Annotated in this window: 16 protein-coding genes and 1 pseudogene; 15 read left to right on the forward strand and 2 right to left on the reverse strand. The window is 65.8% G+C overall.

Features of this window, described 5'->3' with window-relative positions; genetic code table 11:
- The first annotated feature begins 241 nt into the window (after positions 1 to 241).
- On the forward strand, positions 242 to 487 hold the full coding sequence (locus N536_RS42635) for a WhiB family transcriptional regulator (protein WP_197040190.1): 246 nt from the start codon (positions 242 to 244) through the stop codon (positions 485 to 487).
- 22 nt (positions 488 to 509) lie between these two features.
- Here N536_RS42635 and N536_RS0120580 read toward each other — a convergent pair whose 3' ends face one another.
- Positions 510 to 932 carry a metallopeptidase family protein gene (locus N536_RS0120580; protein ID WP_029115337.1) on the reverse strand — a complete coding sequence of 141 codons (423 nt, stop codon included), beginning with the start codon at positions 930 to 932 and terminating at the stop codon, positions 510 to 512.
- Between the two features lie 120 nt (positions 933 to 1052).
- On the opposite strand from N536_RS0120580, the gene N536_RS0120585 reads away from it, so the two are divergent.
- The 5 genes and pseudogenes from N536_RS0120585 to N536_RS39010 all read left to right on the forward strand — a co-directional run.
- A complete protein-coding gene (locus N536_RS0120585; RefSeq protein WP_029115338.1) occupies positions 1053 to 1472 on the forward strand; it encodes a DUF3499 domain-containing protein in 420 nt (139 codons plus the stop codon).
- Between the two features lie 109 nt (positions 1473 to 1581).
- Positions 1582 to 2979, forward strand: a complete 1398-nt coding sequence (locus tag N536_RS0120590) for a phosphomannomutase/phosphoglucomutase (RefSeq protein WP_029115339.1) — start codon at positions 1582 to 1584, stop codon at positions 2977 to 2979.
- Positions 2976 to 4058, forward strand: coding sequence for a TobH protein (locus tag N536_RS0120595; RefSeq protein WP_029115340.1), 1083 nt, complete (start codon positions 2976 to 2978; stop codon positions 4056 to 4058). Before N536_RS0120590 ends, N536_RS0120595 begins: the two co-directional genes overlap by 4 nt.
- Positions 4059 to 4063: 5 nt before the next feature.
- Positions 4064 to 5287, forward strand: a complete 1224-nt coding sequence (manA, locus tag N536_RS0120600) for a mannose-6-phosphate isomerase, class I (RefSeq protein ID WP_029115341.1) — start codon at positions 4064 to 4066, stop codon at positions 5285 to 5287.
- A 259-nt stretch (positions 5288 to 5546) separates the two neighbouring features.
- Positions 5547 to 7298 (forward strand): annotated as a pseudogene (locus tag N536_RS39010) (ATP-binding cassette domain-containing protein); the annotation flags it as partial.
- A gap of 97 nt (positions 7299 to 7395) precedes the next feature.
- Here N536_RS39010 and N536_RS0120610 read toward each other — a convergent pair.
- Entirely contained in the window at positions 7396 to 8067 is a 672-nt protein-coding gene (locus N536_RS0120610; protein WP_029115342.1) for a TetR/AcrR family transcriptional regulator, read from the reverse strand.
- A gap of 184 nt (positions 8068 to 8251) precedes the next feature.
- Between N536_RS0120610 and N536_RS0120615 the strand changes: the two genes are divergently transcribed.
- The 9 genes from N536_RS0120615 (at position 8252) to N536_RS0120655 (ending at position 15928) form a co-directional block, all read left to right on the forward strand.
- Positions 8252 to 8767 carry a carboxymuconolactone decarboxylase family protein gene (locus N536_RS0120615; protein ID WP_029115343.1) on the forward strand — a complete coding sequence of 172 codons (516 nt, stop codon included), beginning with the start codon at positions 8252 to 8254 and terminating at the stop codon, positions 8765 to 8767.
- Positions 8768 to 8779: 12 nt separating this feature from the next.
- Positions 8780 to 9403: a carboxymuconolactone decarboxylase family protein gene (locus N536_RS0120620; protein WP_029115344.1), complete on the forward strand. Its 624-nt coding sequence runs from the start codon at positions 8780 to 8782 to the stop codon at positions 9401 to 9403.
- Positions 9400 to 9720 carry a thioredoxin gene (trxA, locus tag N536_RS0120625; protein ID WP_029115345.1) on the forward strand — a complete coding sequence of 107 codons (321 nt, stop codon included), beginning with the start codon at positions 9400 to 9402 and terminating at the stop codon, positions 9718 to 9720. Before N536_RS0120620 ends, trxA begins: the two co-directional genes overlap by 4 nt.
- A gap of 22 nt (positions 9721 to 9742) precedes the next feature.
- Positions 9743 to 10582, forward strand: coding sequence for an SDR family NAD(P)-dependent oxidoreductase (locus tag N536_RS39015; protein WP_051574643.1), 840 nt, complete (start codon positions 9743 to 9745; stop codon positions 10580 to 10582).
- A gap of 7 nt (positions 10583 to 10589) precedes the next feature.
- The gene (locus tag N536_RS0120635; protein ID WP_036437098.1) at positions 10590 to 11339 is read left to right on the forward strand and encodes an SDR family NAD(P)-dependent oxidoreductase; all 750 of its coding nucleotides are present in this window, start codon (positions 10590 to 10592) and stop codon (positions 11337 to 11339) included.
- On the forward strand, positions 11339 to 11893 hold the full coding sequence (locus N536_RS0120640) for a nuclear transport factor 2 family protein (protein ID WP_155948667.1): 555 nt from the start codon (positions 11339 to 11341) through the stop codon (positions 11891 to 11893). The genes N536_RS0120635 and N536_RS0120640 overlap by 1 nt, the downstream gene beginning before the upstream one ends.
- 108 nt (positions 11894 to 12001) lie before the next feature.
- Positions 12002 to 13627 carry an AMP-binding protein gene (locus N536_RS39020; RefSeq protein ID WP_051574644.1) on the forward strand — a complete coding sequence of 542 codons (1626 nt, stop codon included), beginning with the start codon at positions 12002 to 12004 and terminating at the stop codon, positions 13625 to 13627.
- A 10-nt stretch (positions 13628 to 13637) separates the two neighbouring features.
- Entirely contained in the window at positions 13638 to 14390 is a 753-nt protein-coding gene (locus N536_RS0120650) for an alpha/beta fold hydrolase (protein WP_036437100.1), read from the forward strand.
- Entirely contained in the window at positions 14384 to 15928 is a 1545-nt protein-coding gene (locus tag N536_RS0120655; protein WP_029115349.1) for a class I adenylate-forming enzyme family protein, read from the forward strand. Before N536_RS0120650 ends, N536_RS0120655 begins: the two co-directional genes overlap by 7 nt.
- The last annotated feature ends 10 nt before the right edge of the window (positions 15929 to 15938 follow it).

A 15938-nucleotide genomic window follows, 5' to 3' on the forward strand; every position in this document is an offset into this window, starting at 1 on the left:
ACCGAGATTCGATCACATGTTCGAATTGAAGGCGTCACACAGCTCAGTAGTGGGGCTCCAGGGGGATCTACGGCACTAGATGAGGAGGCGGAAGATGTCTTATGAGCACGTTGATTTCGATCGTGTCGTCCGATTTGACAGTCGGATGCTCGGCTCAATAGGCGCCACCCCGCATATCAATACAGGGCCGGCTCAGACCATCGCGGAGGGGCGGCCTCAGTTGAGCGTCGTGCCCGTGCCGATGGAGCCCGATCCGGCAATCGAGGAAGACGAACAGTGGCAGGAACGCGCGCTGTGCGCGCAGACCGACCCCGAGGCGTTCTTCCCCGAGAAGGGCGGTTCGACCCGCGAGGCCAAGCGCATCTGCCTGGGCTGCGAGGTGCGTGACGAGTGCCTCGATTACGCGCTGGCCCACGATGAGCGGTTCGGCATCTGGGGCGGCCTGTCCGAGCGCGAACGCCGCCGCCTCAAGCGCGGCATCATCTGACCCGTCCGGCTGCGGCCGGAGCTCAGTCGTCGTCGATCGTCGGGTCGATGACGGAGGGTTCGACGCCGAGGTAGGTGGCCACCTGAGCCACCAGCACCTCGTGCAGCAGGTCGGCGAGTTCGGCGGTGTCCTTCGCCCGCCGTTCGATCGGCTTGCGGAACAATACGATTCGTGCGCGTGTGGCATTGCCCCGCACATCCACCCCGGCAGGGATCAGCCGTGCCAACGCGATCGGCCCGTCGGCGATCACCTCGGGCGGCCACTGCACGCTGTCGGGGTCCTTCGGAGAAATCCTCGGGATTTCGTCGACCGCGACGTCCAATGTCGAGACGCGGTCCTGCCAACGCCGTTCGATCGGTTCGTAGGCCTCCAGCACCGCCATGTCGAAGCGCTCGGCTCGGCTGCGCCAACCTGGCACGGTCGGCGGCAGCAGCGGGCCGCGCATGTCCCGGCCACGGCGTGATCGTGGGTCGGCCATGGGCAGATCGTAACGGTTGGAGATCGGCCACTACCCGGCTGCGCGTGTCGTCCGCTCGTGACGTCGCCGCGCGATAGCCTCGCTTGCGTGAACGTTCCCCGTCGCTGCTGCAGGCCCGGGTGCCCGCACTATGGCGTGGCGACGCTGACCTTCGTCTACTCCGACTCCACGGCGGTCGTCGGTCCGCTGGCCACCGTCTCGGAACCGCACTCCTGGGATCTGTGTGTCCTGCACGCCAGCCGGATCACGGCCCCGCGTGGTTGGGAGCTCGTACGGCACGCCGGGCCGCTGCCCACTCACAGCGATGACGACGACCTGGTGGCGTTGGCCGACGCGGTCCGGGAGGGGCGCGACGGCGGTTCGCCGATGGGCGCCGTCACCGCCGGTTTCACCGACCCCTCGACGGGCGTCCACGGCGGTGCACTGTTGGCGCCCGCGGCGCCCCGCGCGGAGCAGAACGGTCGCCGGCGCGGGCACCTACGCGTTTTGCCGGACCCCGCCGAATAACATCCACAGTCGATTCGAACCACGCCGGGTGTGACCGTCGGCACCAGGATTGGCGAGCCGATAGGCTGGCGCCAGGAGCTTTTCCTGCTAGGGGATTCCAAGGAGATCTATGTCTCGGCCCGCTGCGGCTGTCAACCGCGTCATCAAGGCTTATGACGTGCGAGGTCTGGTCGGCGAGGAGATCGACGAGGCGTTCGTCTCCGACGTAGGTGGCGCGTTCGCGCGGTTGGTGCGCGACGAGACGTCGCCCGGTGCCGACCAGGTGGTCATCGGATACGACATGCGGTCCAGCTCGCCGACGCTTGCCGACGCGTTCGCCGAGGGCGTGGTGGCCCAGGGCCTGGACGTCACCCGGATCGGCCTGGCCTCCACCGATCAGCTGTACTTCGCGTCCGGTTTGTTGGACTGCCCCGGCGCCATGTTTACCGCCAGCCACAACCCCGCCGCCTACAACGGCATCAAGCTGTGTCGGGCAGGCGCCAAGCCGGTGGGCAAGGAAAGCGGACTCGTCACGATCAGTGGCGAGGTGATCGACGGGGTGCCTGAGTACGACGGGCCCGCCGGCGTGATCCGCGATCGCGACGTGCTCGACGATTACGGCCAGTTCCTGCGATCGCTGGTCGACGTCTCCGTCGGCCGCCCACTGCGGGTCGCCGTCGACGCGGGCAACGGAATGGGCGGTCACACCACACCCGCCGTGTTGGGCCCCATCGCGGCCATCACGCTTTTGCCGCTGTACTTCGAACTCGACGGTACGTTCCCGAATCACGAGGCGAACCCGCTGGATCCGGCCAACCTCGTCGACCTGCAGGCGCACGTCCTCGAAACCGGGGCGGACATCGGCCTGGCCTTCGACGGGGATGCCGACCGCTGCTTCGTCGTCGACGAACTCGGGCGCCCCGTCTCGCCGTCGGCGGTCACCGCACTGGTCGCCGCTCGCGAGCTCGGCCGTGAAATCGGAGCGACCGTGATCCACAACCTGATCACCTCGCGGGCGGTGCCGGAGCTGATCGTCGAACGGGGCGGCACCGCGGTGCGGGCGCGCGTCGGCCACTCCTACATCAAGGCGCTGATGGCCGAGACGGGTGCGATCTTCGGTGGCGAGCACTCCGCGCACTATTACTTCCGTGACTTCTGGGGTGCCGACTCCGGCATGCTGGCCGCGCTGCACGTGCTGTCCGCCCTCGGTGAGCAGGATCGGCCGCTGTCGGAAGTGATGGCCGACTACCAGCGCTACGAGGCGTCGGGCGAGATCAACTTCACCGTTGCCGATGCGCCGGCATGCGTCGAGGCGGTGCTGAAGTCGTACAGCAGTCGCATCCACTCCATCGACCACCTCGACGGCGTGACCGTCGACCTGGGTGACGGCACTTGGTTCAATCTGCGGACCTCCAACACCGAGCCGCTGCTGCGGTTGAACGTCGAGGCCCGCAGCACCGATGACGTCAAGCAGATCGTCGAGCACGTCGGGGAACTGATTGCCGCTCAAACCGGGACGGCCACGTGAGCGCAGATCCCCGTGCACGGGCAGCGGCAATCGATCTCGACGACGCGGAGGGGCTGATCGCCGCCGACCGCGAGGGTCTGTTGCGCGCCGCGTCGATGGCGGGCGCACAGGTTCGATCGACGGCCGCGGCGCTGGACGAGGGCGCGCTCGATCCGCTGCGGTCCGACATGCCGCCGCGCACCGTGATCTGGGTGGCCAGCCGTGGGCCTGCCGAGACGGCTGGACTGGTCCTTGCTGCCGCTCTCGGTGGCTCGACGGCGGCACCGATCGTCGTCGCACCGGAAGTGCCGGCCTGGGTGGGCGCGCTGGACGTCTTGGTGGTTGCGGGTGACGATGCGCTCGATCCGGTGCTGGTGTCGGCCGCCGCGACCGGCGTCCGGCGGGGCGCGCGCGTGATCGTCGTGGCGCCCGACGAGGGCCCTCTGCAGGATGTGACCGCAGGCCGCGCGGTGGTGCTTGCGCCGCGACTACAGGTCCCGGACGGCTTCGCCTTCGTCCGATACTTCGCGGCCGGGTTGGCCACCCTGCGCGTCGTGGATCCGGGGATGCAGGTCGACATCGCCGCGCTGGCAGACGAACTCGACGCCGAGGCGCTTGGCAACAGCGCAGGACGTGAGCTGTTCACCAATCCCGCCAAGACGCTCGCCGACCGCATGTGCGGGCGTGACGTCGTGGTGGCCGGTGACAACGCGGCCACCCTGGCACTGGCCCGACACGCCGGCGCGGTGCTGTTGCGAGTCGGCCACCAACCCGTTGCGGCCGTTGGACTCGCCGACCTCGCCGTGGCGCTGCGCGGCGGAATCGCGAGTGGCGCAGATGATTACGAGACGTCGCTGTACCACGACGAGGAACTCGACGGGCCACTTCCGACGCGGCTACGCGCACTCGTGCTGGCGGTCGACGACGAGCGGTCCGCGATCGCGGCGAAGGTCTCGGGATACGAGGGCATCGTCGTCGTCAGCGCGGAGGACGTTCCGGACGTCCCCACGCCGACGGGCCGTCGCCTCGAGCAACAGCTGGCGACGTTGGCGCTGCGCTTGGAGATGGCAGCGGTTTACCTGCGACTGGTTCGAGGTTAGGAATAGTGGACCTGCTACGTGGCGCGGTGCGGACCTATGCATGGGGTTCGCGCACTGCGCTCGCTGAATTCACTGGACGGCCAAGTCCGACAGCGCATCCCGAAGCGGAGCTCTGGCTGGGCGCCCACCCGGGGGACCCTGCACAGCTGGAGACCGAACGTGGTGAGCAATCGCTGCTCGAGGTCATCAAGTCCGACCCCGAAGGGCAGTTGGGTTCGGCCACCAGGTCGCGCTTCGGCGACGCCTTGCCGTTCCTGGCCAAGGTGCTGGCCGCCGACGAACCGCTCTCGCTGCAGGCGCATCCGAGCGCAGAGCAGGCCGTGGAGGGCTTCGCCCGGGAGGACCGCCTGGACATCCCGGTGACGGCGCCGACCCGCAATTACCGCGACCGCAGTCACAAGCCCGAACTCATCGTGGCGCTGAGCCAGTTCGAGGCGCTCGCAGGTTTCCGCCCCGTCGCGCGCAGCGTCGAGCTGATGCGAGCGCTGGCGGTATCCGACCTCGACCCGTTCATCGCCCTGCTGTCCGGTTCCGAAGCCGACGGACTGCGCGCACTCTTCACGACGTGGATCACTGCGCCGCAACCCGATCTGGACGTCTTGGTGACCGGTGTGCTCGACGGTGCCGTGAACTATCTCCGTTCGGGGGAAACGACATTCACCGCAGAAGCCAAGACGGTGCTCGAACTGGGTGAACGCTATCCCGGCGACGCGGGCGTGCTGTGCTCCTTGTTGCTCAACCGCATCAGCCTGGCTCCCGGCGAGGGCATCTACCTGCCCGCCGGCAACCTGCACGCGTACCTGCACGGGGTGGGTTTCGAAGTGATGGCCAACTCCGACAACGTGTTGCGGGGCGGTTTGACTCCCAAGCACGTCGACGTTCCCGAGCTGTTGCGGGTGTTGGACTTCACCCCGACCGATGAGTCGGCGCTGCGCCCCGCGGTGGTCGGTGACGGCATGGAGCTCGTCTACGCCACGCCTGCACCAGAATTCGCGGTATCGGTGCTGCGACTTGACCGCGACGCACTGGGCCACGAGGTCGACGCTCCCGCACACCACGACGGGCCGCAGATCCTGCTGTGTACCGAGGGCGCCGTGACGGTGCACGCCAAGACCAACGTGCTGAGGCTGGAAAAGGGCGCGGCCGCCTGGGTGGCGGCTGACGACGGGCCCATCCGGCTCTTCGCCGAAGAGCCGACGAAGTTGTTCCGGGCGACGGTAGGACTCTAGGACTCCGCGCGGCCGGCCACCGGCTGGTCCTCCGGCGGTGCCGGGGGAGGTGAATTCAAGATCTCTTGAATTCATCCATGTGCGTGCCGTAGAGACCAAACGATGGATCCGTATCGCTGCTTCCTTGCTGGCAACCGGCAGTTGACGCTGTTAACTATATACCGTATAGTGACTGCCATCACAGTCCTATGATCGGGGCGAAAATTAGCTACTCACATGTTTTGTCGGACTTCCCGTGCGCGGATGGATCGCTCGATGAGGGGTGCGCTCGATGACTAGCAGCATCAGGCTGGAACACGGGATGATCGTCCGCATCGGCGACTGTGCGGACACCGGCGTGGTTACCGAACGCACCAAGCCTCGTTCCCGTCACCGCCGGTCCCTGCACGTTCATGACGTCAGCCTCACGGTCGAACAACGGCTCGCGTTGTTGAACAACATCTCCTTTTCGGCGCGGCCGGGAACCCTCACGGCGATCATCGGCCCGTCGGGCGCGGGCAAGTCGACGTTGGCGAAGCTCATCGGCGGTACCTCCCAGCCGACGATCGGCGCCGTGACGCTCGATGGGCACGACGTGCACGAGCAGTTCGGCGCGTTGCGGGCTCGCATCGGCATGGTGCCGCAAGACGACGTGGTCCACCGTCAACTCACCGTCGAGCAAGCGCTGAGCTACGCCGCGGAGTGGCGATTGACGCCCGACAACACCAGGGCGGACCGGCGCCGTGCGGTGGCCCGGGCGCTCGACGAACTGGACCTGACCGAGCACGCCGGCACACGCATCGACAACCTCTCGGGCGGGCAGCGCAAACGCGCCTCCGTCGCAATGGAATTGCTCACCGGCGCGTCACTGCTGATCCTCGACGAACCCACGACCGGTTTGGATCCGGCACTCGACCGTCAGGTCATGACGATGCTTCGGCAGCTCGCCGATGCGGGCCGAGTCGTCCTCGTGGTGACACATTCGCTGACCTATCTGAACGTGTGCGACCAAGTGTTGTTGTTGGCCCCCGGGGGCAAGACCGCGTTCTGCGGTCCACCGGACGAACTCTTCCGGGCGATGGGCACCACGGATTGGGCCGACATATTCACTCAGGTCAGTGCGGATGCCGACATGGCAACAACTTCGGGGACGGTCGCGGCTCTCTCCCTGGCCTGTCCGCCGCCGGCCGCCGGGTCACCTCCGGTGCGGCAACCGCAGACGGGGCTGCTGCGGCAGCTGTCGACGGTGGCGCGCAGGCAAGTCCGCCTGATCGTGGCGGATCGCGGCTACCTTGCCTTCTTGGCGCTGCTGCCGTTCGTCCTGGGTGCGTTGACGCTCTTGGTTCCCGGCAACGCCGGACTGGGCGTGGCGGATCCGCACGGCCGCGTGCCCGACGAACCGGCGCAAATCCTGATGTTGCTCAATACCGGTGCCGTCTTCATGGGTGTTGCCCTGACGATCCGCGACTTGATCGGTGAACGCGCGATATTTCGCCGCGAGCAATCGGTCGGCCTTTCGGCGTGTGCCTATCTCGGCGCAAAGATTGCCGTCTTCAGTGTCGCTGCCGCCGTCCAGGCGGCGATCCTCACCGCCATCTCAGTATTGGGAAAGGGAGGGCCTACGCAGGGTGCGGTAGTGGCTGGAAACGCCGTCCTGGAGCTGTATCTGACGCTGGCCGCCACCGCAATCGTCGCGGCGATTCTGGGTCTGGCATTGTCGTCATTGGCCAGATCCACCGAGCAGGTCTTGCCGATGCTGGTCGTATCGATCATGGCTTCGATGGTGTTCTCCGGCGGGTTGATTCCGGTGAGTGGCCGTGTCGTCCTCGACCAGCTGTCCTGGCTGATGCCTGCGCGTTGGGGATTCGCGGCGACCGCGGCCACGGCTGATCTTCGTCGTATCGCCCCCTTGGTGCCCGATGAGGCACTGTGGTCGCACTCCGCACTCTGGTGGGTCTTCGACATCGCCGTGCTCGGCGCGCTCGGAGTGCTCCTCGCCTGCTTCGTGCGCTGGCGGCTGCGCCTTGGCGCACAGTGTCCGGCGGTCCGCACGAGTCCTCGACGACGTAGTCACACCGGCGGGCTCGAAACGGGGGATGAGTTGACCAGCAACGGGATTCACCAGCGCGTCAGTCACGGGCCGGCGGAGCATGTTCAGACGTCGGCGGTTGGCTGAGTTCGGCGGCAAGGCCCGCGATCAGTCGATCGGCGCCGACGACGTACTGGTCCTCGTAGGACAGTTCGGCCAGCTCGTCGACGACGGTTGCCAATGCAGGAAACCTCTCTCGGTTGTGCTCGGACCGAAACAACGGCGATGTGCCCCGTACGGTTTCGCCACGCGGTTGGCCGTCCTCTCCGACGAAGAACGCCGGATTCACGTAGAAGATGATCGTCGTGAGCGCGCGGACGGCTCGGGATGGAGCGAAGCCGGCGTCGAGCAGCACGCGCAGGATCGCGTTCATCCAACGCATCGCGGGGACGCTGTCCTGATTCTCGAAGAGAAACTGGGCGACTCCAGGCGCTCTGGTCAACGTGCGTTGTTGGGCGACGATGAGCGCACGCAGTCGCGCCGTCCATTCGCCGCCTTTGTCGGCCTCGACGATTTCCTTGATGACCTCATCCGAAAGCGCCTCGTACAACGATCGGCGGTCGGGAAAGTAGCGGTACAGCGCGGTCGCCGACACGTCGAACTCGGCGGCGAGTTTCCGCATCGAAATCGGCGCCTGTCCGGCACGAAGGAGCGCCAGCGCTACGCGAACGATTTCCGGCGCGCTCAGCACCAGATTCTCTCTCGACTCCATGTCCGGTCGGCTCCATACGTCATCGACGGCTTCGCCCCGCGTCCGACAAGGCGGTGCTTAGCGTAGCACCATCCCTGGTCAGAGGCGGTTGACGGTGTTAACTTTATATCGTATAGTTACCGCCATCACAGTGCACCTCATCGAGGTCGCACATCACAGGGTTCGGTTATCCGCAGGAGATTCAATGACCCGCGTCAAGGATTTGGCAATCGGCCCGACGGAGCTCGACCGCGTCTGGGGCCGCCGCGACGACTACTACCAATTGTTCATGGCCGACTACCGCAAGGCGTTGGGCAACCTGGACCCGGTGCTCGTCGAGCTCTGTCGGGTGCGGGTGGCACAAATGGTGGAAAGCTCCTTCGACCTGAGCGTGCGTTATTCACCCGCCACCGATGCGGGTTTGCCCGAGGAAAAGGTCGCGGCATTGGCCGACTATCCGACGTCGCCGCTGTTCACCGACCGCGAGCGGACGGCGTTGGAGTTCACCGAACAGTGGGTGATTCAGTCCAGCAGCATCACCGACGAGGACGTCGAGCGCCTACTGACTGCGCTCAGCCCCGAGGAGTTCGTCTACTTCTGCAAAGCCCTCAGCGTGGTGGACCAATTCGCCCGTGCGAACGCCATTTTCGCCATCGAGCCCGCCGAAGTCGTCCCGCCGACGATGCCCGACTTCGCACTCGTCCAGACCGTAGCCGCATAGAAAGGCGGATCGATGTCAACGACTCCACGCATCCCGGCCGAACTCCTCGAAGGCTTCTTCATGCAGGGCGAGGATGACGGCAGCCCCGCCGCGGCCATCGCGATTCCGGTCGAACTCAGTCGGCTGGCCGGCATTCCCATTCAGACGAAGCGGTCCTTCCGGCTCAATCCCGTTCTGCACGAGTTGATTCGGCTCTACAACGCGAAGTATCAGGACTGCCAGTACTGCCAGAATGCACGCCAGACCATCGCGGTGCAGAACGGCCTCGAGGAAGACATGGTCGATGCGCTCGGGCACTTCGAGGAGAGCAACCTGGCCGGCGACGTCAAGGCGGCGTTGCGGATCACCTCTGCGCTGGCCACGAATCCGGGACTCTTCACCGACGAGCTGTGGGACGACGCGCTGACCTACTTCTCCGAGAAGGAACTCGTCGACATCGTGCTGCTCTCGATGCACACCACCGCGAGCAAGGCCACCATCACCCTCGGCCTGGACCCGGGCGAAGAAGCGAGTTCGCGCCAGTTCTATCCCACCGAGGACGTCTACGGATACTCACCTGACCTGCAAGAGGCGGTCGAAGAGCTGCGCAGTCGTGGCTTTACGGTCGATGCGCCGTCCGAGGTTGCGGCACCGTGACGGTAGCGGAGTTGACGGACGACGACTTCGACGCCGCGGTGACGGACAGTGCCGTCCCCGTACTGGTCGACTTCTGGGCGCCATGGTGCGGCCCCTGTCGCATGATGGCCCCCATCCTGGACGGGATCGCCGAGAACTTCGCCGGCCGGCTGGCGGTGGTCAAGGTGAACATCGACGACAACCCCGCACTGGTCGATGCCTATTCCGTTCAGTCGATACCGGCGCTGTGCCTGATCACCGACGGCACCGTCGTCAAACGCATCGTCGGCGCGAAGTCGAAGTCGGCACTCATCCGCGAATTAACAGACGTTCTATAGGGATTCGATCCAAGGAGGCAGCATGACATCCATTCGACGGCTCGAGGGCAAAGTCGCCATCGTCACCGGAGGCGCGTCGGGAATCGGCGCCGCCACCGCGCGGCGTCTCGTGGCCGAAGGCGCCCGCGTGGCGATCGGCGACCTGAACGGCTCCCGCGCCGAGCTGCTGGCGGCCGAGATCGGCGACGCCGCGGTCGGCATCCAATTCGACGCAGGTGACGTCACATCGGTGGAACACCTCGTCGAACGCACCGTCGACCGGTTCGGCCGCCTCGACATCCTGCACAACAACGCCGCGATCATGGCCCCCGAGGTCATCGGCAACGACACCAACCCGGTGGACATCGACTTCTCGGTGTGGGACAAGACGATGGAGGTGAATCTGCGCGGCTACCTGGCCGGCTGCAAGTACGCGATACCGCACATGATCCGCTCGGGCGGCGGCTCGATCATTCTCACCGCATCCGGCTCCGCGGTCTTCGGTGACCTGTCCAACATCGCCTACGGGACGTCGAAGGCGGGGATCCTCGGTCTGAATCGGTACGTCGCCACGATCTATGGGTCGCAGGGAATCCGTTGCAACGCCATCAATCCCGGCCTCATCCGGACTGACGGCAACAAGGGAAACGTGCCCGACGCAATGTTGCCGATCATGGAACGCAACACCCTGGTGCCGCGGCTCGGCAAGGCCGAGGACATCGCGGCCGCGGTCGCGTTCCTCGCCTCCGACGACGCGGCGTTCATCACCGGAATCGCCATCAACGTCGACGGCGGCATGTTGTGTCACGCGCCCTACATGTCGGACTTCCTCGAGGCCTACGGTGCAGGCCAGGCATTCGGTGTCGCCACGGCCAACGCCTAGGCACGTGATGACGGATCGACTGAACGGACACGTCGCACTGGTCACCGGCGCAGGTCAGGGGATCGGCCGCGGTGTCGCGCTGGCCCTCGCGAAGGAGGGTGCGATGGTGGCTGTCGCGGGCCGGACCCTGGCGAAGTGCGAGGCCGTTGCGGAAGAGATCAGAGCGCTTGGCGGCGAGGCACTTCCACTCGCGTGCGATGTGAGTGTGCGGTCGCAGGTCGCACAGGCGGTGAGCGCGACGGTCGAGGCGTTCGGCGGGCTGGACGTGCTGGTGAACAATGCGCAGACTTCCGTTCAGCGCAGTTTGGAGGACACCACCGACGCCGACGTCGAATTGGCTTGGCAGACGGGCGCCCTCGGCACCCTGTATGCCATGCAGGCAGCGCTGCCGCATCTTCGCGAGCGCGGCGGCGGCACGATCGTGAACTTCGGGTCCAGTACGGCGATCGAGGGCAATGCGACCTTCGGCTCCTACGCGATGGCCAAGGAGGCAATCCGTGGGCTGTCCCGCGTGGCCGCCAGGGAGTGGGGACGCTACGGCATCCGGGTGAACGTCATCGTGCCGAATGCGTTGTCACCGGCAGCGGAGAGCTTCCGTGACGGCAGTCCCGAGCGGTTCGCGCGCATGCAGGCCCGCATCCCGCTCGGGCGGGTCGGTGACCCGGAACTCGACATCGGCAGGGCGGTGGTGGCACTGGCGTCCGACGAGTTGACCTACATGTCGGCCCAAACGCTCATGCTGACCGGCGGGGCCTGATGAGTGACGCGGACCTCCTCGACCGCATCGCCCGCATCGAGGACCGCCTCGAAATCGACCAGCTGCCCATCCGCTATGCGCTCGCGGTGGATGCGCGCGACGTCGATTCCTGGCTTGCGCTGTTCGTGCCCGACGTCCACGTCGGGCGGGAGGCAACGGGACGGGAAGCACTTCGCGAGGTCATCACTCCCCAGCTGCGGTGGTTCTACCGCTCGATCCACCAGATCGTCGGGCATCGGGTGGAACTGCTCGGTCCCGATACGGCGCGAGGTCACGTCTACTGTCGCGCCGAACACGAGGTCGGTCAGCAGTGGGTCGTGATGGCGATCCGGTACGACGACGACTATCGAAAGATGGACGGACAGTGGCTGTTCAGCCGCCGCCGCGAGCGCCACTGGTATGCCGCCGACGTGACCGATCAACCCCAGTCCGTGGCGTTCGACGGCTGGGACATCCCGTCCGGTCCGCCGAACCTGCCGGGCTCGAACCCCACCTGGTCGTCGTTCTGGACCGGTCACGACGCCTCGGGGATCACCGACGCGCCCGTGCACTAGATCCGTCGATGGTATTGCCCATATCGGCGAACTATTGACCTCTTTCCGGCTGTGCGCTACAAAGAGACATCGAAGGTATCCGGCTGATGACCGGAGTTAAGAGGTCGAGTGACGCCCACTTCCGCTGAACCGGAATCGGTGATCGGCGTGCTGCAACTCCAGGCCGAGTGCCGGGGTGATGCGCCCTTCCTCGTCGACGACGCAGCCCAGTGGAGCTACGGCGACGTCCACACGCTGGCGAAACGGCGCGCGTCGGCCTTTGCCGAGATGGGCATCGGCCGCGGCGACACCGTCGCATTCTTCATGGAAAACTCTGCGCAGCAAGTTATCTCATCGTTCGCAGTGAACATGCTTGGCGGAATCTGGTCGCCTGCCAACGTCGATTATCGTGGCGAATGGCTCGCGTCGAACCTGATGGACATCGCCTCCGACGTGCTCGTCGTCGACGCTCACCTGTTGCCCTTGGTCAACGAGTTGAGTGCCGTGTCGTTCAAGCACGTCATCATCAACGGTTCGACAGACCTCCCGCCGGCCGGGGGAGCGACGTTCCACGAGCTGGCTTCGCTGGATGGCCGCCCCGAGTTTCCCGGCCAGCTGAACACTCGCATCGGCGACACCACGGCGGTGTTGTGGACGTCGGGGACCACCGGCAAGTCCAAGGGCGTCATGCAGAGCAATCACAGCTGGCTGCTGTGGAGCCGACGGCACAATGAGGTGTTCCGCGACGGAATCCGCGAGGGTGAGCGCTTCTACGGGTGTACGCCGATGTACAACTCCGGCGGCTGGATCATGAACATCTACCCGGCGCTGGTTTCTGGCTCGGCGGCGTGCATCGACAAGAAGTTCTCGGTGTCGAACTTCTGGGATCGGGTGCGGTTCTACGATGCCAACCACGTGATGACGCTTGGCACGATGCACCTCTATCTGTGGAATGCGCCGGAGCGCGCCGACGACTCCGACAACCCCTTGCGCACGATGATGACGAACCCCGTGATCCCCGCCATTCTCGAGCCCTTCATGAAACGCTTCGGCATCGATCGCGTGTTCGGCGGCTACGGGCAAAGCGAAATCATGGGCGCCACCACGTATCACAGTGACATGCCAGGGTTGAAGCCCGGTTCCTGCGGATACGTACGCGACGGCGACCCGGTGCAGACCGCGGTACTCGACGACGACGACCGCCCCGTACCGGTCGGCGAAGTGGGGGAGATCTGCGTGCGGCCCAACGAGCCGTACGCCCTGTACTCCGGCTACTTCAATCAACCCGAAGAAACCATCACCGCCTGGCGCAACATGTGGCATCACACCGGAGACCTCGGCCGCGTCGACGAGGACGGTGAACTGTTCTTCGTCGACCGCAAGAAGGACTCGCTTCGGCACAAGGGACGCAACACGTCGACCTTCGAAGTCGAACACATTGCACGCCAACACCCAGCGGTGGCCCAGGTTGCGGCGGTGGGGGTCGCGGTCGAGGACTTCGCGAGCGAGGAGGAGCTCAAGATCTGCCTCGTCGCCCACGAGGGCCAGCACATCGATCCGCTCGAGTTCTGCAAGTTCATGGATGCCAAGGCGCCGTACTTCTTCGTGCCCCGCTACGTCGACGTGCTCGACGCCCTACCCATGACACCGACCAACAAGGTGCAGAAGTTCAAGCTTCGCGAACGCGGAAACACCTCGGCCACTTGGGATCGCGAAACCGACGCCCCCAACTGGAAACCCACGCGCAACCGGTAGCGGCGACACCATGACCAACGGTTCCGCGACACCTGCCGCGGTGGCATTCATCCACGGCGGAGTGCACACCGGACGGTGCTGGGATGACACCATCACCACCATCCGGGAGCTCCTGCCCTCCACCGAGGCGTTCGCAGTGGATTTGCCGGGACGCCGTGACATTCCCGGCGACTTGGCCACCCTGACCCGCCAAGGCTGCGTGGACAGCCTGGCCGAGCAGATCTCCGAACGCGTTGGGCCCGGGGGCGGCCCTGTGGTGATCGTCGGTCATTCGCTCGCCGGTGTCGTCATACCCGGACTCGTGCACCGCCTCGGCGTGCACCGTGTGCAGCGCGTCGTCTTCGTGGCATGTTGCATGCCGCCACCGGGACGCAGCGTCCTGCAAACCCTTCCATTTCCGCTCGACCGATTCGCTCGGCGCATCGTCGAACGAGCGCCGATCATCGAGGCCCCGCGGGCGTTGGTGCGGTACATGTTCGGCAACCGGGCCACCCCTGCGCAACGTGTCGCCATGCGAGCCAACCTCTGCGCGGAGAGTTCGGCGCTCGTCACCGGCACGTCGATGGTGCGGCTGCCCCCGAGCGTGCCCACCAGCTGGATACTGACCGAGCATGATCGGGCACTGCCGCCGCGCCTGCAGCGCAAGTTCATCCGCGAGTTGGGTGGCGTCGACACCGTGGTCACGATCGACTCCGGACACGAACCAATGTTCACCGCCCCACGTGAGCTCGCCCATCACGTCGTCCGGTGCGTCGCATGCTGATCGGTGAATTGTTGGCGGACGCCGCCACGAACTGGCCCGACCGGGCCGCCGTCATCGCTGGCGACGTCCACTGGACCTTCGCCGAGCTGAACGCGAGGATGCTTCGGCTGGCCGGTGCACTGTCGGAACTCGCGGACACGGGTGATCGAGTGGCCATCTTGGCGCGCAACGTCCCCGAGTACGTCGAGGCACTGTATGCCGTGCCCTCCGCAGGCATGATCTTGACGCTGCTGAACTATCGGCTGCATCCCAGGGAATGGGTCGACATCATGAATGCGGTCGACGCCAGGGTGCTGCTGGTCGACCCCGAACTCTTGGAGTCGATCCGACCGTTCCTCGACGACGTGGCTGCCCTCGACCACGTCCTGGTGATCGGCAATGCGGACGACCAGGACCGCTCGTTGGACGCCGCGATCGCCGCGGCTGGCGCATTTGACGCACCGATTGAAGTGTCGGACGACACCCCCGCGTGGCTGGTGTACACCAGCGGGACAACCGGTTTCCCCAAGGGGGCGCAGATCACGCATCGTGGGATCATCGCCGCGGCAGCGGGCACCATGCTCTCGGTACACCCGCGGGACGTCGACCGGTATCTGATGACGTTCCCGCTCTGTCATGTATCGGCATTCCAGGTGCCGACCTATCATGCCTGCGGCGTCCCGATCACGCTGATGCCCACCTTCGAGGCGGGTGCCTTCCTGAAAACGATCGACCAGCAACGCATTACGCTCACTTCGTTGGCTCCAACCATGGCGGCCTTCGTCCTCGATCACCCCGACCTCGACCAGCACGACCTTTCGTCGCTGCGAAGCGTCGGTTACGGCGGGATGCCGATGCCGCCGACCGTCGCAAGGGCACTGATCGATCGGCTCGGTCCGGTGCTCGTCACGGGATTCGGTCAAACCGAATCGACCGGCTGGGTCACGGCCCTCTCGCCGGACGACCACGTACGCGCGCTCTCGGGAGAGGAACGGCTGCTCACCTCGTGCGGGCGGGCGTTGCCTTTCATCGGCCTCCGCGTCGTGGACGACGCGATGCGCGACACCGCGCCCGGCGAACCCGGTGAGCTGATCATCCGCGGCGACTTGACTTTCGGAGGGTATTGGAACGACCCGGAGTCGACGGCCGCGGCCTACGCCGGCGGTTGGTTGCACACCGGCGACGTCGTCACGAAGGACGACGAGGGGTTCGTCTTCCTGGTCGACCGCAAGAAGGACATGATCGTCTCGGGCGGCCAGAACGTCTACTCCACGCAGGTCGAGCTGGTTCTGCAACGACATCCGGCGGTCGCCGAGGTGGCGGTGATCGGTCTACCGGACCCGCTATGGGGCGAAACCGTCACCGCCGTCGTGGTTCCGCACGCAGGGATGACGATCGACGGGTCGGAGTTGATCTCCGCTTGCGGCGAGGAACTGGCCCGATTCAAGGTTCCGCGGCACGTGTTCGTCGCCGAAGCCCTGCCGAAGACGGTTACCGGCAAGGTCCTCAAGCGTGAATTGCGTACCCGTTATGCGCTCGAGCTCAGCAGCGCCCCATGACCATTTCCCG

The organism is Mycobacterium sp. URHB0044 (assembly GCF_000620625.1).
Taxonomy (GTDB): Bacteria; Actinomycetota; Actinomycetes; order Mycobacteriales; family Mycobacteriaceae; genus Mycobacterium.